Source organism: Fulvivirga sp. M361, from assembly GCF_007097395.1.
Taxonomy (GTDB): domain Bacteria; phylum Bacteroidota; class Bacteroidia; order Cytophagales; family Cyclobacteriaceae; genus Fulvivirga.
Window position 1 is genome coordinate 106,245 of sequence record NZ_VKDC01000014.1, and the last position, 17,543, is coordinate 123,787.

17 protein-coding genes are annotated in these 17,543 nt (G+C 39.4%); 6 read left to right on the plus strand and 11 right to left on the minus strand.

Translation table 11 applies throughout. From position 1 onward, the window contains the following. Positions 1-25: 25 nt before the first annotated feature. The 6 genes from FNH22_RS16450 to FNH22_RS16475 form a co-directional block, all read right to left on the minus strand. Positions 26-739, minus strand: coding sequence for an RluA family pseudouridine synthase (locus tag FNH22_RS16450; RefSeq protein WP_143399504.1), 714 nt, complete (start codon positions 737-739; stop codon positions 26-28). Positions 740-799: 60 nt separating this feature from the next. Then, entirely contained in the window at positions 800-1,870 is a 1,071-nt protein-coding gene (locus FNH22_RS16455; protein WP_143399505.1) for a cell wall metabolism sensor histidine kinase WalK, read from the minus strand. A gap of 3 nt (positions 1,871-1,873) precedes the next feature. Continuing rightward, positions 1,874-2,563 carry a response regulator transcription factor gene (locus FNH22_RS16460; protein ID WP_143399506.1) on the minus strand — a complete coding sequence of 230 codons (690 nt, stop codon included), beginning with the start codon at positions 2,561-2,563 and terminating at the stop codon, positions 1,874-1,876. Between the two features lie 104 nt (positions 2,564-2,667). After that, the gene (locus FNH22_RS16465; RefSeq protein WP_143399507.1) at positions 2,668-3,468 is read right to left on the minus strand and encodes a DUF3108 domain-containing protein; all 801 of its coding nucleotides are present in this window, start codon (positions 3,466-3,468) and stop codon (positions 2,668-2,670) included. Between the two features lie 3 nt (positions 3,469-3,471). After that, the gene (locus FNH22_RS16470; RefSeq protein WP_143399508.1) at positions 3,472-4,488 is read right to left on the minus strand and encodes an aminopeptidase; all 1,017 of its coding nucleotides are present in this window, start codon (positions 4,486-4,488) and stop codon (positions 3,472-3,474) included. After that, positions 4,485-5,618, minus strand: a complete 1,134-nt coding sequence (locus FNH22_RS16475) for a hypothetical protein (protein WP_143399509.1) — start codon at positions 5,616-5,618, stop codon at positions 4,485-4,487. Before FNH22_RS16475 ends, FNH22_RS16470 begins: the two co-directional genes overlap by 4 nt. Positions 5,619-5,749: 131 nt before the next feature. Between FNH22_RS16475 and recA the strand changes: the two genes are divergently transcribed. Continuing rightward, on the plus strand, positions 5,750-6,778 hold the full coding sequence (gene recA, locus FNH22_RS16480) for a recombinase RecA (protein ID WP_143399510.1): 1,029 nt from the start codon (positions 5,750-5,752) through the stop codon (positions 6,776-6,778). A 128-nt stretch (positions 6,779-6,906) separates the two neighbouring features. On the opposite strand, the gene FNH22_RS16485 is transcribed toward recA, so the two are convergent. Together FNH22_RS16485 and gmd are read right to left on the minus strand one after the other, a co-directional pair. After that, entirely contained in the window at positions 6,907-7,851 is a 945-nt protein-coding gene (locus tag FNH22_RS16485) for a GDP-L-fucose synthase (RefSeq protein WP_143399511.1), read from the minus strand. Continuing rightward, positions 7,851-8,963, minus strand: coding sequence for a GDP-mannose 4,6-dehydratase (gene gmd / locus FNH22_RS16490; protein WP_143399512.1), 1,113 nt, complete (start codon positions 8,961-8,963; stop codon positions 7,851-7,853). The genes FNH22_RS16485 and gmd overlap by 1 nt, the downstream gene beginning before the upstream one ends. A 457-nt stretch (positions 8,964-9,420) precedes the next feature. Here gmd and FNH22_RS16495 point away from each other — a divergent pair, with 457 nt between their 5' ends. After that, positions 9,421-10,902 (plus strand): S8 family serine peptidase, encoded by a 1,482-nt coding sequence (locus tag FNH22_RS16495; protein ID WP_185154259.1) that lies wholly within the window; start codon positions 9,421-9,423, stop codon positions 10,900-10,902. A gap of 15 nt (positions 10,903-10,917) precedes the next feature. Here the strand turns inward: FNH22_RS16495 and FNH22_RS16500 are convergent, their stop codons facing one another. Then, the gene (locus FNH22_RS16500; RefSeq protein WP_255518077.1) at positions 10,918-12,114 is read right to left on the minus strand and encodes an ABC transporter permease; all 1,197 of its coding nucleotides are present in this window, start codon (positions 12,112-12,114) and stop codon (positions 10,918-10,920) included. Positions 12,115-12,290: 176 nt separating this feature from the next. On the opposite strand from FNH22_RS16500, the gene queA reads away from it, so the two are divergent. Further along, positions 12,291-13,337 carry a tRNA preQ1(34) S-adenosylmethionine ribosyltransferase-isomerase QueA gene (gene queA / locus FNH22_RS16505; RefSeq protein WP_143399515.1) on the plus strand — a complete coding sequence of 349 codons (1,047 nt, stop codon included), beginning with the start codon at positions 12,291-12,293 and terminating at the stop codon, positions 13,335-13,337. A gap of 92 nt (positions 13,338-13,429) precedes the next feature. Further along, complete coding sequence (locus FNH22_RS16510; RefSeq protein WP_143399516.1) at positions 13,430-14,104, plus strand: 2-C-methyl-D-erythritol 4-phosphate cytidylyltransferase; 675 nt, start codon at positions 13,430-13,432, stop codon at positions 14,102-14,104. 93 nt (positions 14,105-14,197) lie between these two features. Here the strand turns inward: FNH22_RS16510 and FNH22_RS16515 are convergent, their stop codons facing one another. Then, entirely contained in the window at positions 14,198-14,419 is a 222-nt protein-coding gene (locus FNH22_RS16515) for a DUF2795 domain-containing protein (protein ID WP_009578808.1), read from the minus strand. A 251-nt stretch (positions 14,420-14,670) separates the two neighbouring features. On the opposite strand from FNH22_RS16515, the gene ettA reads away from it, so the two are divergent. After that, positions 14,671-16,350: an energy-dependent translational throttle protein EttA gene (ettA, locus tag FNH22_RS16520; RefSeq protein ID WP_143399517.1), complete on the plus strand. Its 1,680-nt coding sequence runs from the start codon at positions 14,671-14,673 to the stop codon at positions 16,348-16,350. A 10-nt stretch (positions 16,351-16,360) separates the two neighbouring features. On the opposite strand, the gene FNH22_RS16525 is transcribed toward ettA, so the two are convergent. Further along, positions 16,361-16,567, minus strand: coding sequence for an HTH domain-containing protein (locus tag FNH22_RS16525; RefSeq protein WP_185154260.1), 207 nt, complete (start codon positions 16,565-16,567; stop codon positions 16,361-16,363). Positions 16,568-17,021: 454 nt separating this feature from the next. Between FNH22_RS16525 and FNH22_RS16530 the strand changes: the two genes are divergently transcribed. Continuing rightward, positions 17,022-17,501: a helix-turn-helix domain-containing protein gene (locus FNH22_RS16530; RefSeq protein ID WP_143399519.1), complete on the plus strand. Its 480-nt coding sequence runs from the start codon at positions 17,022-17,024 to the stop codon at positions 17,499-17,501. The last annotated feature ends 42 nt before the right edge of the window (positions 17,502-17,543 follow it).

Sequence of the window (17,543 nt, forward strand, 5' to 3'; positions counted from 1 at the left end):
CCTCTGCTATTAGAGTAATTCTGAGTTATACGTTCTTATCCAATTGCTTTACAACCACCCTGAAATCTTTAGGATACTCAGCTTTTACGGCCACCTCGTTTCCTGAAAGGTCCTTGAAAGATAATGCATGCGCATGTAACGCATGACGTTTAATGAGTGGCAATTCCTCCTCCCACTTACCCAGGTTATAGTTGCGCTTTATAGATGACAGGTAGAAGGGCTTTCCTCCATAAAGCGGATCCCCAGTAATTGAAGCACCGTTATTTGCCAGATGTATCCTTATCTGATGCATACGACCGGTTATTGGCTGGCAACGTATCAGGGAATGAAGCTTATAAGCATGTAAGGTATTAAATATTGTTCGTGCTTCTTTGCCTGCCCTGTCTATCCTCACGCTTCCGTTGGAAAGTTTAAGGATTTTGTCTGTAACGGTGAAGTCTTTAAAATCATGTATTCCATCGCAAAGTGCATGATATTCTTTATTCACTTTACGCTGCTCAAACTGTACTGACAGGTGACGATAAGCCTCAGCATTTTTTGCCAAAGCGAGCACACCGGACGTTTCTTTATCTAACCGATGTCCAACCTGGGCATCGGGAATAACCTGACGCGCCATCTCCAAAATATTCATTGGGCTGTTACGGTCTTCCAGAGTAGATATAAAGGGGGGTTTGTTAATCAGTACGTAGTCATCATCTTCCCACAAAACCAGATCTTCGAATCGAATTTTTCTTGCCATGAAAGCAAAGGTAGACGGGAACTTAGCAAATAAGAAATTTAAACCTTGTAGATTTTAAACTCACTCCTCCAACTCGTCTTCCAATGCAGGGTCTTCATCTTTTGCTTTTGGAAGCTTGAAGCTAAACTCCGAACCTTCACCCGGCACACTTTTTACCTCTACTTTAGAATTGTGTCCCTCGATAATGTGCTTTACAATAGCCAGTCCCAGACCCGTTCCTCCTTTCTCTCTGGATCTACTTTTATCCACACGATAAAACCTCTCGAAAATACGACCAATGTCCTCTTCGGGTATTCCTTCACCGATATCCCTCACTTTTGTCACTACAAAGTCATCTTGCACATCAAATTCCACCCATACGTGGTCCCCTTCATTACTATATTTGATAGCATTACTTATCAGGTTCGTAAATACCTGATTAATACGGCGCCAGTCTCCATATACCCGAACCCGGTCTGGTTTCTCCCCCGCAAATTCAAGTATTATGTCTTTCTTATCCGCTTTGTTTTCGAATTGCTCCATGGTATCTACCGCCATTTGCAGAATATCAAAATACTCAAAATGCATTTTGATCTCTCCTGTCTCTATTTGCGAAAGTGTGAGCAAGTCCTGAACCAATATATCCAGTCCGTCCAGGCTTTTGGCCGCTTTCTTCAAAAACCTGGTACGTACGTTCTTATCTTTAACAGCACCATCCAGCAATGTATGTACAAACCCCTGAGCAGCAAAAATCGGGGTTTTCAGTTCGTGGCTGACGTCAGCGATAAATTCTCTTCTAAACGCCTCGATCTTCTTAAGCTCATCAATTTCCTTTTGTTTCAATGACGCATATGAGAATATTTCTTCGTTGATCCGTTTTAATGGATTGAAAGGATTTGAACGTTCTGTTTCTATCGTCTTTAATTCTTTTTTACGGAGTTTATCAAACAGACTGTAGATCTTATTGATCTCCCTAAATATCAAAAACTCCAATACGATAAAGCCCAGAAGATAAGAAACAGAACCACTTATGCAAAACGCCACGAGTAAAGCGCTCTGTGTCACTTCTTCAAATAAGGACAAAAAAGCTGTAGTAATAGCCGCGATACATAGCGCCAACAACAGCGCAATAGTACGAGAACTGAATACCATGAACTAGTTAAGACTAAACTTATAGCCTACACCTTTTACTGTTTTGATGTAATCATCTCCTATTTTTTCGCGTACTTTCCGAATATGTACATCTACGGTACGGGCTAATACATAAACGTCAGAACCCCATATATTTTGAAGTAATTCGTCACGACCAAAAACCTTGTTTGGATTTTGGGCAAGGAAGTAAAGAAGTTCAAATTCTTTTTTAGGTAAGGTGATCTCCTTTTCGTCCATTTTGATCGTATAACTGGATCGATCGATCATAAGGCCTCCCAAACTAATTTGATTAGTAACAGCTTTCTTCTTCGAATCCCTTCGAAACAGTGCACTGATCCTGCTCATTAGAGCGCGAGGCTTAATAGGCTTTGTGATGTAATCATCAGCGCCTACATCAAACGCAGCAATTTCCGAGTACTCTTCTGATCTGGCCGTAAGAAAAATAATGAAGGCATTTGATAGTTCAGGCACTTCTCTGATTTGTCTGCATGTTTCTACGCCGTCTTGTTTCGGCATCATGATATCCAGCAAAATAAGATCCGGTTGGAATTTCTTGGCCGTTTCAACACCTTTAAAACCGTCTAGCGCCGTCTTAACTTCATACCCCTGCTTTTCGAGATTATATTTTAGAAGTTCGAGGATTGATTCTTCATCATCGACTACAAGCACCTTCTGGCTTTGCTTGCTTCCCATAAGTACAAACTTTGGTTTATTGAATAAATATCGACTGTCAATTTAAAAAAATAAAAGTATAGAGAAAAAGATGTAATGAAAAGTACGTAACAATATGATAACAATTACTTAACGCCTTTCTTGAAGCTCTGAATATCTATTTCGACGGCTCCTACCAACAATTCCGCTTTTACTTTTAATGGTACTTTATTTACATCATCGGATATCCAAAACCTTATCGCATTCTCACCATCAAACAAACTATTTTCAGGCATGATAGGAGAAAGCACTAAAGATCTGATCTTTCCTAACTTAGTTTTTACTACTTCTCGACCTACAAACTTGATGGAAAAATCATAGAGTTCTTCGTCAAAGAACGTATCAATACTTATGATCTCTCCTTCTTTTAACTCCTTAAAATTAAGGGTACGTATGTAGTAATACGCACTCACTAAGTCTTGTACGTTATCAGGTACTTCAAATGTTTTGGTCGGCTTCCACTGTTGCTTCCTGTTATCGAATGATTTGGAATAAGCCATGTGGCTTTCATGATCAAACTCTACAACCTCATTTTTCCGGTATTTTCCTTCTTCGATCTTCCTGTAGAATTTATGTGTTATGATAGCTGATGTATCAAGATAGGTTCCCCAGGTATCTCTAATCCTAAGAAAAAGGTCAAACATGCCTACTGACCTACCCATTACCTCTATCTTGTAGCACTTTCTGTCATTGAGCCTGTACAGTTTGTCACTGATGGTCAATTCGGCCGTAGCAGCACTGATAAAGCCATAGTGTACTTTGTATGTCAACACTTCGCCTGATTGAAAACTTCTGTTTTTTACAGAACGATAGCCATTTCTTATTTCATCTCCGGAAACAAATACCAATAGTATGAATAGCGCTATAACAGATCTGACGGTTTTCATTGGTCAAAGAAACGGATACTTACCCTTCAAGTGTTTTATGAATGCTGTTAAATTATTATTAAAATCTTCTTCATACAAAGCCTCTAATGGCACTTGCTTAGAACGATAGCGTAAAAATGACATAAAATAAGTATTGTTTATATTTCGTTTTTTTAGTCGCTCCAAAAAAGTGAAACGAGATAACGATAAAGTATCCATCTGCTGAATGATCTCACCGATCATATCCTTTTTATTGACTGCAATGCCAGTTGTATCTTTATCCTTAAAATAATTATACAGTGAGTCCAGTTTATCTGCTCCTCTCAAAACATGTTCAACGTATTTTAGTTCATCTTGCAGTTCGTTGGCATAAGTCACAGCATGTGAGTCCTGGTAATATTTTTCTAAGAAGATCTCGGTTCCACGATCACCAATGAATGATGCCAGATTCTCATTAAAATCCACGCTATCTTTCACAAAAATGGTGGAATGAACTAGTTCATGTATGATCAGATTAGCCAAATCTCCATAACTCCTTCCCAGCATATTGCTCAATATAGGATCTGTGAACCATCCCAGGGTAGACCATCCTCCTACTGTTCGTACACCTACATCATATCCTTGCTTCTCTAATTCAACCATTTCGTTGTCCGCCATGCCCTGAATAAAAAAACCTTTATACGGCACCTCTCCGACCACAGGAAAGTCCCACGTTTTTGGGTCAAAAGCATACGGCTCGCACCCCGTCACTACCCACAATATTGGTTTCCCCTTTTGATCGTACATAGTGGTATAGTTATCAGTATCATTCAGGTTTAGTTCATTAATAGCGAATTGACGAACTTCCTCTATGAAAAGTAACTTCTGACGTACAGAATCCGGGGTAGATGGATCATCCAGAAAGCTTTGTACAGGTCTGGCATTCCAAATAACTGAAAGCTGTCCTTTTCCTTGCACCAAACCATAATAGACCAGCTCATGGTGCCATGCTATTAAAATAATAAACAGTATCAATATGGCTCCCCCAATTTTTTTTATCATCGGTGGTCTTTTACTCTGGTAAGAAAAAACTGTGGCCGGTAATTGATATACAATCCGTGAGAAAATTCAAAAAGGCCATTTTCAATATCATAGTAAGGTTCAAAACGTGTGGAAACGAAAATATTATCCGATATCTTCAGATTATGCAAAAAGCGGACGATAAGAAGTTGCCGTTCTGACTCCACTGTAAATGGCTCTCGCAATATGCCGGAAACAGATTGGTATAATTGCCCACCGCTAAAAGACAAAAATTCGTCACTCTTCCAATAACTAGCCATTATATCAAGGTGTATTTTCGTTTTGATTGAAGCATTCAAATAGATGCCATCGCCATCCAGAAAAGTAAGTTCCTGGGTGTTAGAAAAATCCTTGTAATACATATGATAACCCTCAAATCGAAACGATTGTATAAGATTTGCAGCCGTAAACGATTTTGATAAAGCCACCCCTAAAGCACTATTAAAATAGGTCTGTAATGGAAGTGGACTGGTATCGATTTGACCTCCACGATGAAATGCCACCAGTTGAAGTGGTAATTCTACCTTCCAGGATTTATCCAACAGAAGCTTGTTAAAAGATACACCTCCGGCCACCTCTTCCTGATCATTATCTCCGCGATAGATCATATTTTGCCAATCTATCCAAAGATCAATAAATAAATCAGGCCTCTCTATCTTGAACTGCAGGCCGTTCTCTAATCGATCTATTAATACACTTTCAAAATCATACAAGGGTTCCACCAGTCTGTGTGACGTACTACCTTCCAGCGTTCCAAAGAGTATTCTCCCCTGAAGAAAATTATAGGATACTGTAAACGTAGGTGCTATTTCCGTAAAGTCATCATTACCAAAGTCTTTTTGCAAAAAAGCTCCTCCGGATAATTTAAAATGCTTTCCTGCCTGGTAGGTAAAGTAAGGGTTAAACTGATACCCGAATAGTGTAAGTCCATCGGCTATATCGCTAAAATATTCATTATTCTTATTAAAGCCGAGGGCATTTATACCAAAATAAAGGGCATTAGAATCTTCCGCAACAATGGGCTGAAACTGATCAAAGGCTGTGTTATCTAATTGAGCAACACATGGATACAGTCCAAAACAGAAGATGATAAATAGCAGGTAACGTATCATTTTGCGCAATTTAGGAAAGAGGTTACAAAATGGACCGGGTAATCCACAAACATTTTGAGTTACTGACTGATTTTTATGCACGGAACTTATTAACTTCACCAACTGGATATTGAACTAATCACATTAGGATAATGAGCGAAAAGGAAGCAAAACTCAAGGCACTACAACTGACGATTGATAAACTGGAAAAGACGTATGGAAAGGGTGCTGTAATGAAACTCAGCGACGAGAGAGTGATTGACGTCCCGGCCATCTCTACAGGATCTTTAGGCCTTGACATAGCGCTGGGCATAGGTGGGATACCGAGAGGAAGAGTTGTAGAAATCTACGGCCCTGAGTCTTCAGGAAAGACCACTGTTTCCATGCACGCTATTGCCGAAGCTCAGAAAGCCGGCGGGTTAGCAGCATTTATAGACGCTGAACATGCTTTTGACAAGAGTTACGCTGAAAAGCTGGGTATTGATACGGAAAATTTATTAATATCTCAGCCGGACAACGGCGAACAGGCATTGGAAATAGCGGAACACTTAATTCGTTCCGGCGCTATTGACATCATTGTAATTGATTCAGTAGCAGCATTAGTACCTAAAGGAGAATTAGAAGGAGAAATGGGTGACAGTAAAATGGGTTTGCAAGCCAGGCTTATGTCACAGGCACTTCGTAAGCTGACCGGAACGATCAATAAAACCGGTTGCTGTTGTATATTCATCAACCAGTTGCGAGAAAAAATTGGTGTAATGTTCGGTAATCCTGAGACTACTACGGGCGGTAACGCACTAAAATTCTATGCCTCCGTAAGACTGGATATCAGGCGAATAGGTCAGATCAAGGAAGGTCCTGCCGACATCACAGGTAACCGTACACGTGTCAAAGTGGTGAAAAATAAGGTCTCACCCCCTTTCAAAGTAGTGGAATTTGATATCATGTATGGCAGAGGTATCTCAAAAGTAGGTGAGATCATTGATTTGGGGGTGGAGTTGGAAATTATTAATAAAGCCGGCTCATGGTTTTCCTACGATGGAAACAAGCTAGGCCAGGGCAGAGATGCGGTAAAATCAATTATCGAAGATAATCCTGAACTGATGGACGAGTTAGAAGGCAAGATAAAAGCCAAGATCAAAGGGGAGGACCTTGAGAAACCTATTCCTGTACAGGAATAAAATAAGGGATTAATAGAGACCTTCTTTTCTGAGGTCTCTTCCAAATTTCACATTCTACACTATCCTTTGATCATTGATATGCAAGATTATCACCAATTTATATTCCAGCATTTTCACTAAAAGAAAATTCAATTCATGGCGATAGTATTATCCTGCCAGTTAAGATTTTTATAAACCTGCTCAACACCCTCTTTCATTGAGATTTTAGCTTTCCATCCCAGGGATGCTAATTTTGAACTATCCAGTAGTTTTCTAGGAGTCCCATCAGGTTTAGAGGTATCTAGCTCAATACTACCTTGATATCCGACAATGCTCTTTACCAGTTTGGCCAACTCCAGAATGGAAATTTCTTCACCTGAACCTACATTGATTGTTTCCGGAGCATTATAATTCCGGAGTAAAAAGAGACTGGCGTCAGCGAGGTCATCTACATGTAAAAACTCTCGGAGTGGCTTTCCGCTGCCCCAAACCATCACGTGGTCATCACCGTTAGCTTTTGCTATGTGGAATTTCCTCAGCAATGCAGGTAATACATGTGAATTCGCCAGATCATAATTATCATTAGGGCCATACAGGTTAGTGGGCATAGCAGAGATAAAATTCGACTGATATTGTGACCGATATTCCTCACACATTTTTATCCCTGCAATTTTGGCTAGCGCATATGGCTCATTAGTAGGCTCTAATGGCCCTGTAAGCAAGTATTCTTCTTTAAGGGGCTGTTGCGCCAGTTTGGGATATATGCATGAAGAGCCCAGGAACAACAGTTTTTTGACACCATTTAAGTGTGATGAGTGTATTACATTGTTTTGTATCATCAGATTGTCATACAAAAATTCTGCCCTGTACGTATTATTCGCATGTATGCCCCCTACCTTAGCCGCAGCAAGCACTACATAGTCCGGTTTTTCCTTATTGAAAAACTGTGCCACTTCATTTTGGTCACGCAGATCAAGTTCCGCGGATGTTCTGAACACAATCTGTTCGTACCCCTCAGCTTCCAAAAGTCGTACAATGGCAGAACCCACCATTCCGCGATGGCCTGCAACATATATTTTCGCACTTTTATCCATTATTCGTATTGATTTAAAACTTTATGGCCATATTCTTTTAATAACGCATCCTTTTTAAATAATGCTATATCCGACCAGATCATGTCCTTCACTAAAGCTTTCAAATCATACTTCGGTTTCCATTTGAGTTTATTCATAGACTTTGCAGGGTCTCCAATTAACAAGTCCACCTCTGTTGGGCGGAAATACCTGGGATCTACCGCTACCACTTTCTTACCTTCTTCAACGGTATAATCTGAATTACTACAACTCTTTACGACAGCTATCTCATCCAGCCCTTCCCCCTGAAATTCCAATTCTATACCTAATTCGTTAAATGTCATTTTTACGAAGTCTCGAATACTGGTAGTAATACCAGTGGCAATCACAAAATCCTCTGCCACATCCTGCTGCAAAATCAACCACATCGCATCCACATAATCCTTAGCATGCCCCCAATCTCTTTTAGCATCCAGATTACCCAGATATATGGTGTCTTGTAACCCTAAGGCAATACGCGCTGCAGCCCTTGTAATTTTCCTGGTTACAAAAGTTTCTCCTCTGATCGGCGATTCATGGTTAAATAAAATACCATTTGAAGCAAACATATTATACGCTTCGCGATAGTTAACAGTGATCCAGTAAGCATATAGTTTCGCGACTGCATATGGTGAGCGCGGGTAAAATGGAGTATCTTCTGTTTGTGGCACTTCCATTACTTTTCCATAAAGCTCTGAAGTGGAAGCCTGATAAATACGGGTTTTATCGGTTAATCCAAGTATACGTACTGCCTCCAAAAGTCGAAGTGTACCAAGTGCATCGACATTAGCTGTATATTCCGGGCTATCAAAACTCACTTGTACATGAGACATGGCTCCTAAATTGTAAATCTCATCAGGTTGCACTTCCTGTACAATACGGATGATATTTGTCGAATCGGACAGATCACCATAATGAAGGGTCATCTTTATATCCTCTTCATGGGGGTCTTGATAGAGATGGTCAATACGCTCTGTATTGAATAGCGAACTTCTCCGCTTAATCCCATGAACTATATACCCTTTCTCCAGCAGTAGCTGAGCTAAATACGCACCATCCTGACCAGTAATTCCCGTTATTAGCGCTGTCTTCATTATACTAATGTTTAATATCTTCTATACAAAGATGACTTTTTATATGAGATGTATTATAATTTAAGAATCTGCAAAATTAAGTGTAAAAAGAACTTGTACATGCATAAGGTTAAAAAATCATTTTAAATTGTAGTAATAAAGCGGTTAATCAAAGCCTGACTAAAAGAGCAACACGCTCTACATTCTATTAAGAAATCATTAAATACTCCAGTGAAAAAGTAATTCAATATATAAACGTTTATTTTTAAGAAAATAACCAACCCATTTAAGTATGTACTTGCAAACCTCCATGCGGGTCTTATTTACTTTTTTTCTGGTAAGCTGTCTTTCTATAGCTCAATCACAGCAAGTTCATAAAGAAAACCCTCAATGGATAATCAAGTTCAGGGGCAAGAAATCGTTTGATTTAGTATTAAAAGAACTATCTGTAAAAGGCAGGAAACACACAACCTCGACAATGCATAATATATCACGTCATAGGATGAGCGACCACCCTGCCAATTATACTTACCTGTTGAAATCAAATAATGAATACAAAGAAGCCATTGGTTCACCTGAAGTTTTTTTTAAAACCCCCGGATTGCAACAACATATTGAATACATAGAAAAAGACCACAGAGGTCATGCATCAGGAACAGTCCAGATGAAGAATATTCCCAATGATCCTATTTTTGAAAAACAGTGGTACCTTGAAAATACGGGTGAACTTTCTTTTTTTTCCATCCAATCAATGAAAGATGCTGACATTAACATTATAGATGCATGGAATATTACTACGGGGAGCCCCGAAATCACTGTGGCTATTCTGGATACAGGAATTAATCCTGACTTAATCGAGTTTGATGGTCGTCTATGGAATAATAAAGGTGAAATACCTGGTAATGGCCTGGATGACGACAACAATGGGTTCATAGATGACATTTATGGATGGGATTTCGTTAATGAAGATGCTCATCCTGTAGATGATCGCGGACATGGCAACGCTATAGCGGGAGTAATTGGCGCCAATGCAAACAATACTTATGCTATAGCAGGTATAGATCAGCAATGTAAGCTTATGATATGCAAGGTGCTGGACCAGGATCAAACTGGTTTTTTCAGTGACTGGGCAGCAGGCATCTACTATGCCGTGGACAACGGGGCCAACATCATAAATATGTCCATGACCGGTGATAAAGATTTGAATGTACTGTCTGATGCTATCCGATATGCTGCACAAAGAAATGTACTTGTCGTATGTAGTATGGGAAATCTGAATGTCGATGATCTTTTTTATCCGGCGGCCTACCCTTCTACAATGGCAGTGGGGTCTACTGACCCGGATGATAAACGTAGCATAGCTTTTAGCGGCTCTTCCACAGCTGGAAGTAATTTCGGAGACCATATTAATTTAGCAGCTCCCGGTAACGCTATTTACAGTCTTGGCCTATCAAACAGTACTACTATTTGGAGTGGCACCTCAATGTCAACGGCAGTAGTTAGTGGAGTAGCCGCACTCCTGCTTTCCACAAACCACAGGCTTAATGCTGACCAGGTCAAAACAATACTGTACAAAACTGCAGCGGATAATATTGGCGATGATGAAGACACAAAAGGATGGGACAGATTTTATGGATTCGGACGCATTGACGCATTCAAAGCAATTTCATACACTGTAGAAAATCCGGTCATCCAAAACCCATTTAACCTCTCTTTATTCCCTAACCCGGTCGGTTCATATCAACTAAACGCCTCTATTTTACTAACCTCCCTGGCACCAGTAAGAGTACAAATGATCAACATGCAGGGTGTAATCAGTTATGATCAGTCTTTTCTACCTACATCTCAGTCTACTACGTTGGAGTTCGACCTTGAAGGACATGGCATAGGGTTATATCTGTTGATTATGGAACAAGAAGGAAATAAATCCAGTCGCCGCTTCATGATAACAAAGCCTTGAAAAGATTTTATGCTTTCAAGCACGAATAGCAATCACCGGATCCAACCTGGCTGCCAAGGCTGCCGGAATAATTCCTGATAAGGTGCCAATAATAGAAGAAACCCCCAGACCGATGGCAACATTTTTAACTGTAAGAGTAACCACCAGAGACCCTAACGGGAGGTATGTAATAAAATAGACCAGCACCAATCCTGCCAGTCCGCCAATTACACTCAGGAAAATAGCTTCAAAAAGGAACTGAAAAAGTATAAAGTAATTTTTTGCTCCGAGTGACTTTTGAATGCCTATAATATTGGTTCGCTCTTTTACTGAAACAAACATAATGTTAGCAATACCAAAGCCCCCTATCAAAATAGAAAAACCACCAATGATAGTTCCTGCTATACTTAAAATATCGAACACCTGACCAATCTCATTGGCGATGGCTTCAGGCCGGTTGATGGAAAAAGTATCTTCTTCTTTTGGTTTCAGTCCGCGTCTGGTCCTTAATATCCCTGTAATCTCACCTTCTAATTCCAACAAACCCAGATCTTCTTCCCCACCTTTGACAATAATGGTGGCTCCTACTTCATTGGACCTTCCTGTACCTGTGGTGAAAAACTTGCGATAACTACCAAAAGGCATAATGGCGTTACCATCTTTGCTGCTAAAGCCCAGAAAGCTCTCTCCTTCTCTCTTCAATACTCCGATAACCAGGAATTTACTGTTACGTATTTTTATCTCTTTACCTATCGCGCTTTCGTTGTTCGGGAAAAGAGCCTTTTTCACCTCATCACCAATAATCACTACATTCCTGCTGGAAAAAATATCGCTTCTGGAGAAATACCTGCCTTTAATAATATCAAGTTCGCTTACATCTTTGTATCCGAAACTTACGCCAATTAACTGGGTTTCATTAAAACTATTATTCTCCCTGGTGGCTATTCCATTTGCACTGGATGATATACAAAGGCCCGTATTTTGGGTTAGTCTCTTTTGTAGCGTCTCAAATTCTGAAAAACTTGGATTGGGCCTGTTGCGATAGGACAACCATTCTTCCCTGGATTTAATGATGAATGGCATTTTGGAGATATAAAGAATATCAGACCCTAAAAAATTAAAACTGTCCTTAATATTTTTTTCCAATGAATCTACCAGCGTGAAAACCGAAATAATGGCAAAGATACCTATCGTTACTCCGAGCAGTGAAAGTACTGTTCGGAGTAAATTCATCTTTAAAGCGTTCCAGGCAAACCCGAAACTTTCTAAAATCAATTTAAATACTAACAAGACTATACATCAAGGATAAACTAAATGATTAAATAATCAGGGAATGTAAGTTAAATAGCTATCTTTGCAAGCTTATTCAATAACGCACTTCGTAGTTATTTAATACCGTAATATTAAATATGAAATTATCAGAATTCAAGTTTGATCTACCAACCGGATTGGTAGCCTTATATCCGGCTGAAAATAGGGATGAATCACGACTAATGGTATTACACCGTGACAGTGGTGAAATAGAACACAAGGTTTTCAAAGATATTGTTAATTATTTCGACGAGGGAGATGTGATGGTTTCTAACGACACCATGGTATTTCCGGCAAGGCTGTATGGTAACAAAGAAAAAACAGGAGCCAAAATCGAAGTTTTCTTGTTGAGGGAGTTAAATGAGGAAATGCATCTTTGGGATGTACTAGTAGACCCCGCCCGAAAAATAAGGGTTGGAAATAAGTTGTATTTCGGAGATGGCGACCTGGTAGCAGAGGTAATTGACAATACCACGTCAAGAGGTCGAACCATTCGTTTTTTGTTTGATGGGACAGACGAAGAGTTTTATAAGACAATCGAAAATCTAGGGGAAACACCTCTCCCGAAATATATTAAAAGAGATACTGAACCGGAAGATAAAGATAGATTCCAAACAATTTATGCCAAAAATAAAGGTGCAGTAGCAGCTCCAACGGCAGGTTTACACTTTACCAGACAACTCTTAAAAAGATTAGAGATAAAAGGTGTGGAAATGGATCATATCACCTTACACATAGGTTTAGGTACTTTCCGACCTGTTGATGTGGAGGATTTAACCAAACATAAAATGGACTCCGAGAATTTTAATGTAGGAGATCATACTGTTGAAAAAGTAAATCTGGCATTAGATAGTAAGAAGAAAGTTTGTGCTGTAGGCACCACTACTATGAGGGCGCTTGAGTCTTCCGTTTCTGCAAATAACAGATTGAAACCCAGAACAGGCTGGACAGATAAATTTATTTTCCCTCAATATGATTTCAAGATCTGCAGCGCCATGGTTACAAACTTTCATATGCCAGAGTCAACATTACTCATGATGGCAGCAGCCTTTGGAGGTTATGAGTTGGTGATGGAGGCTTACCAGGTGGCCATGAAAGAAAAGTATAGATTCTTGACTTATGGTGATGCCATGCTCATCGTATAATGTGATCTGACCTTACGAATAATAGTAACAAATAGTACTAAGAGCTGTCACAATATGACGGCTCTTTTTTATTCCTTTCAAGCCAGCTCGATATGAAGAAAAACGAATACGCAATCATAGTGGCCGGAGGTAAGGGAACCCGCATGAAAAGCACCGTCCCAAAACAGTTCATGCTATTAAATGGGTTACCCGTTCTCATACGCACACTTAATACCTTTTTCTCCTACTCGAAGGATCTCAATGTGATATTAGTTCTACCTGACAACGATCTGATTACCTGGCAAAACCAATGTGAGCAATATGGTTTTGACAAGCCGGTAATATTAGCGCCAGGTGGTGATACAAGGTTTCAATCTGTGAAAAATGGCCTGGATAAGATCAAAGACCCGGAAGGCATTGTAGCCATACATGATGGGGTAAGACCATTGGTAAGCCAGGATATCATAGGAGCGTCTTTCCATCTGGCAGCAGTACATGGTAGTGCCGTTGCTGCCGTTCGCTTAAAAGAGTCTATACGCAAAACAGACCAACATAAGACTAAAGCTGTGGATAGATCAGAATATCGCCTGATACAGACACCTCAGACATTCGACTTGAAAATCATCAAGCCTGCCTATCAAATAAAAGAAGAACCTAGCTTAACGGACGATGCCAGTGTAGTTGAAAAATCAGGACATGAGATCTCTTTGTTCGAAGGCAGCTACAATAATTTAAAGATCACTACACCGGAAGATATAGTAATTGCCGAAGCACTTTTGAAAAGTTGAAGGCAATGGGTCTTGATTAGCACATAAAACAAAAGCCGATAATGATCATTATCGGCTTTCCATATTCACTTATTTATTGTAAATATTTTATTGTCAATATTCATCTTCATTAAAGAAGAAATCTTCTTTTGTCGGATAGTCTGGCCATATTTCCTCAATATTTTCATAAGGTTGACCATCATCTTCCAATTCCTGAAGATTTTCTACCACCTCCAAAGGGGCTCCAGTACGAATGGAATAATCTATCAATTCATCCTTAGTAGCAGGCCAGGGAGCGTCTTCAAGATATGACGCGAGTTCTAATGTCCAATACATAGCTTAAGTACCTCCTATGTTTAAAAACCGTAATTTTGGTGCAAAAATAAAATTAATTAAATGAAATCAAACTTTAGCATGATTTATTTACCAACAACTTATTGATGCTTTTATCAATCTATTAGGGCTCAAACGCGCTAAGTTTTATAAAAGTTTAAAATGAGTTGATTTTTTAACAAAAAAAGAGGTGTTACAATACACTTTGAAAGTAGAAAAGATAAATTTGTTTGCATATAACTATCCCTGAATTCATGAGCGACGAAAAGATTATTTTCTCTATGGCAGGCGTAAACAAAGTTTACCCGCCTAATAAACATGTATTAAAAGATATTTACTTGTCTTTTTTCTACGGAGCCAAAATTGGCGTGCTTGGTTTAAATGGTTCAGGAAAATCTTCGCTTTTAAGGATCATAGCCGGAGTAGATAAGGAATATAGAGGGGAAGTAGTATTTGATGGGACATATACCATTGGACTGTTGGAGCAGGAACCGCAACTCGACAAATCAAAGACTGTAAAAGAAGTAGTTGAAGAAGGCGCACATGACACAATAGCTTTACTTAAAGAGTTTGAGGATATCAATCTCAAATTTGCCGACCCCGAAGTATTAGATAATCCGGATGCCATGGACAAGCTTATCCAGCGGCAAGGTGAAGTACAGGAAAAGTTAGACCAACTGAATGCATGGGAATTAGACAGTAAGCTCGAAAGAGCAATGGATGCCTTGAGAACACCCCCCGGAGATGCCGTGATAGAGAATCTTTCCGGTGGTGAAAAAAGACGAGTGGCGCTTTGCCGGCTACTCCTTAGAGAGCCGGATATTCTTTTATTAGATGAACCTACCAACCACCTCGACGCCGAATCTGTACACTGGCTGGAACAACATTTAAAGCAATATCAAGGTACGGTAATAGCTGTTACTCATGACAGATATTTCCTGGATAACATTGCCGGATGGATATTAGAACTTGACCGTGGTGAAGGTATACCCTGGAAGGGAAATTATTCGTCCTGGCTTGAACAAAAGCAAAAAAGACTGGCCCAGGAAGAAAAAACGGAATCCAAAAGACAAAAAACATTATCTCGTGAATTGGAATGGGCCAAAATGACGCCGACAGGCCGGCATGCCAAAGCCAAGGCCCGTCTAAATGCCTATGACAAATTGTTAAACCAAGAGACCAATGAACGAGAACAAAAACTAGAATTGTTCATTCCCCCAGGACCAAGACTTGGCGATAAGGTGATAGAGGCACAAGGTGTATCAAAAGCATTTGGCCACAAATTACTTTATGAAAATCTAGAATTCTCCCTCCCTAAGGCTGGCATAGTGGGTATTATAGGGCCTAATGGTGCTGGTAAAACAACATTGTTCAAACTGATCACAGGGCAATCAGAGCCTGATGCCGGTACTTTTGAAGTGGGGCCTACGGTAGAAATAGCCTATGTAGATCAAGAACATGATGACCTGAATCCGGAACATTCTGTATGGGAAGCCATAACTGAAGGAAATGAACTTATAACATTAGGTGGTCAACAGATCAATAGTCGTGCTTATGTAAGTAAATTTAACTTCAGCGGCTCAGATCAGCAGAAGAAAGTGAAAGAACTGTCCGGAGGCATGCGCAACAGAGTACACCTGGCGATAGCGCTAAAACAGGGAGCCAATTTATTATTACTCGATGAGCCTACGAATGATCTGGATGTCAATACCCTTAGAGCATTAGAAGAAGCATTGGAAAATTTCGGTGGTTGCGCAGTAATTATTTCTCACGATCGCTGGTTTCTGGATAGAGTGTGCACTCACATATTAGCGTTTGAAGGAGATTCTCAAGTAACCTGGTTTGATGGAAACTTCACCGAGTATGAAGAGAACCGCAAGCAACGTCTGGGAGATGCTGCTCCAAAAAGAATCCGGTACAAAAAACTGGTATAACAGCTTTTGTCTAGTCTTTTTCAGGGTAAGTATATGTTTGTTTGGCAGGATTGAATTTGATGTTTATGCCAATTTTATGCATCGCATGGAAATAATTATACACCTGTCTTTTCGATATACCCAGGGCTTTCGCTAAATCATCAGCATTGCCTGATTCCTGATTGGTAATTAACTGGTCTAATTCAATGTAACGTTGTATTATTTTATCTAAAGCCACTTTTATAAACGTTTTAATACTTAATAGGAGTTACAACGCCCAACTATACGATTTGGGAGTATTAATTCTTATATTTTCAAACCAAAATCTGGCTAAAATTCTATGTGTTTTGCTCTTTATCAGTATTGTATTTGATGAGACAAAAATGTTTAAGCACTTTTTCCCATTCTGTTCGTTATAGTGCTCTTCAATAAGCTCATAGGCCATCCAGCACAATTGGCAATTTTTAATAAGGTCATAGAGGATATGAATGTCATCGTCATATTCTGACGAATGCAAAATTTCAAGAAACGGATAATCCATAGACATAGTTTTCCCTCAAAATTTTGAATCTTCTGAGCTTATTTGTTATTTCGATGAACTGGGAGTGCAATCTGCATCTCGATTTCTAACAAGACAAATAAAGTCAAGTGATTTGAAATAGTCAAGAAATTTGACTAAAAATAATGCTTTTATGGATTTTGCCAAAAGACTTAAGGAACTAAGAAATAAAAGGGAACTCAGTCAGGAAGACCTTGCCTCCATGATCAAGAAAAGGATCACCGGAGATATCAGAAGAAACACGATATCTAACTACGAAAATAAAAAGTCGACTCCGGATTTAGAGACGCTGGAAGCCTTAGGGCATATCCTGGGAACTGACATGAATGATCTCCTTGGTTTTCAACCTGAAAATTCAGACGTTATTAAATCTTTAGCCCTTGAAGCTGATCCTCCTTACAAAGCCAAAGAATTCCTTAAGCCTTTTGAAAATAAAGTAGAGGAAATAAAAAAGGTACTGGTAAGTATGGATGATATCAGTAAAAAAGAATTACTGAAGTATTTAAGAAGTGCCGTCAAAATGATTGAAGACCTGATCAGAAAGGCGTATGAACTTTATGAAAAGAATGATAAAGCCAACAGTTTTATAAGAAGAGAGTTAGACCCTAGCTAAAATCCAATTTAGTTGCCGAGAAGTTTATTCTAATTTTCACTT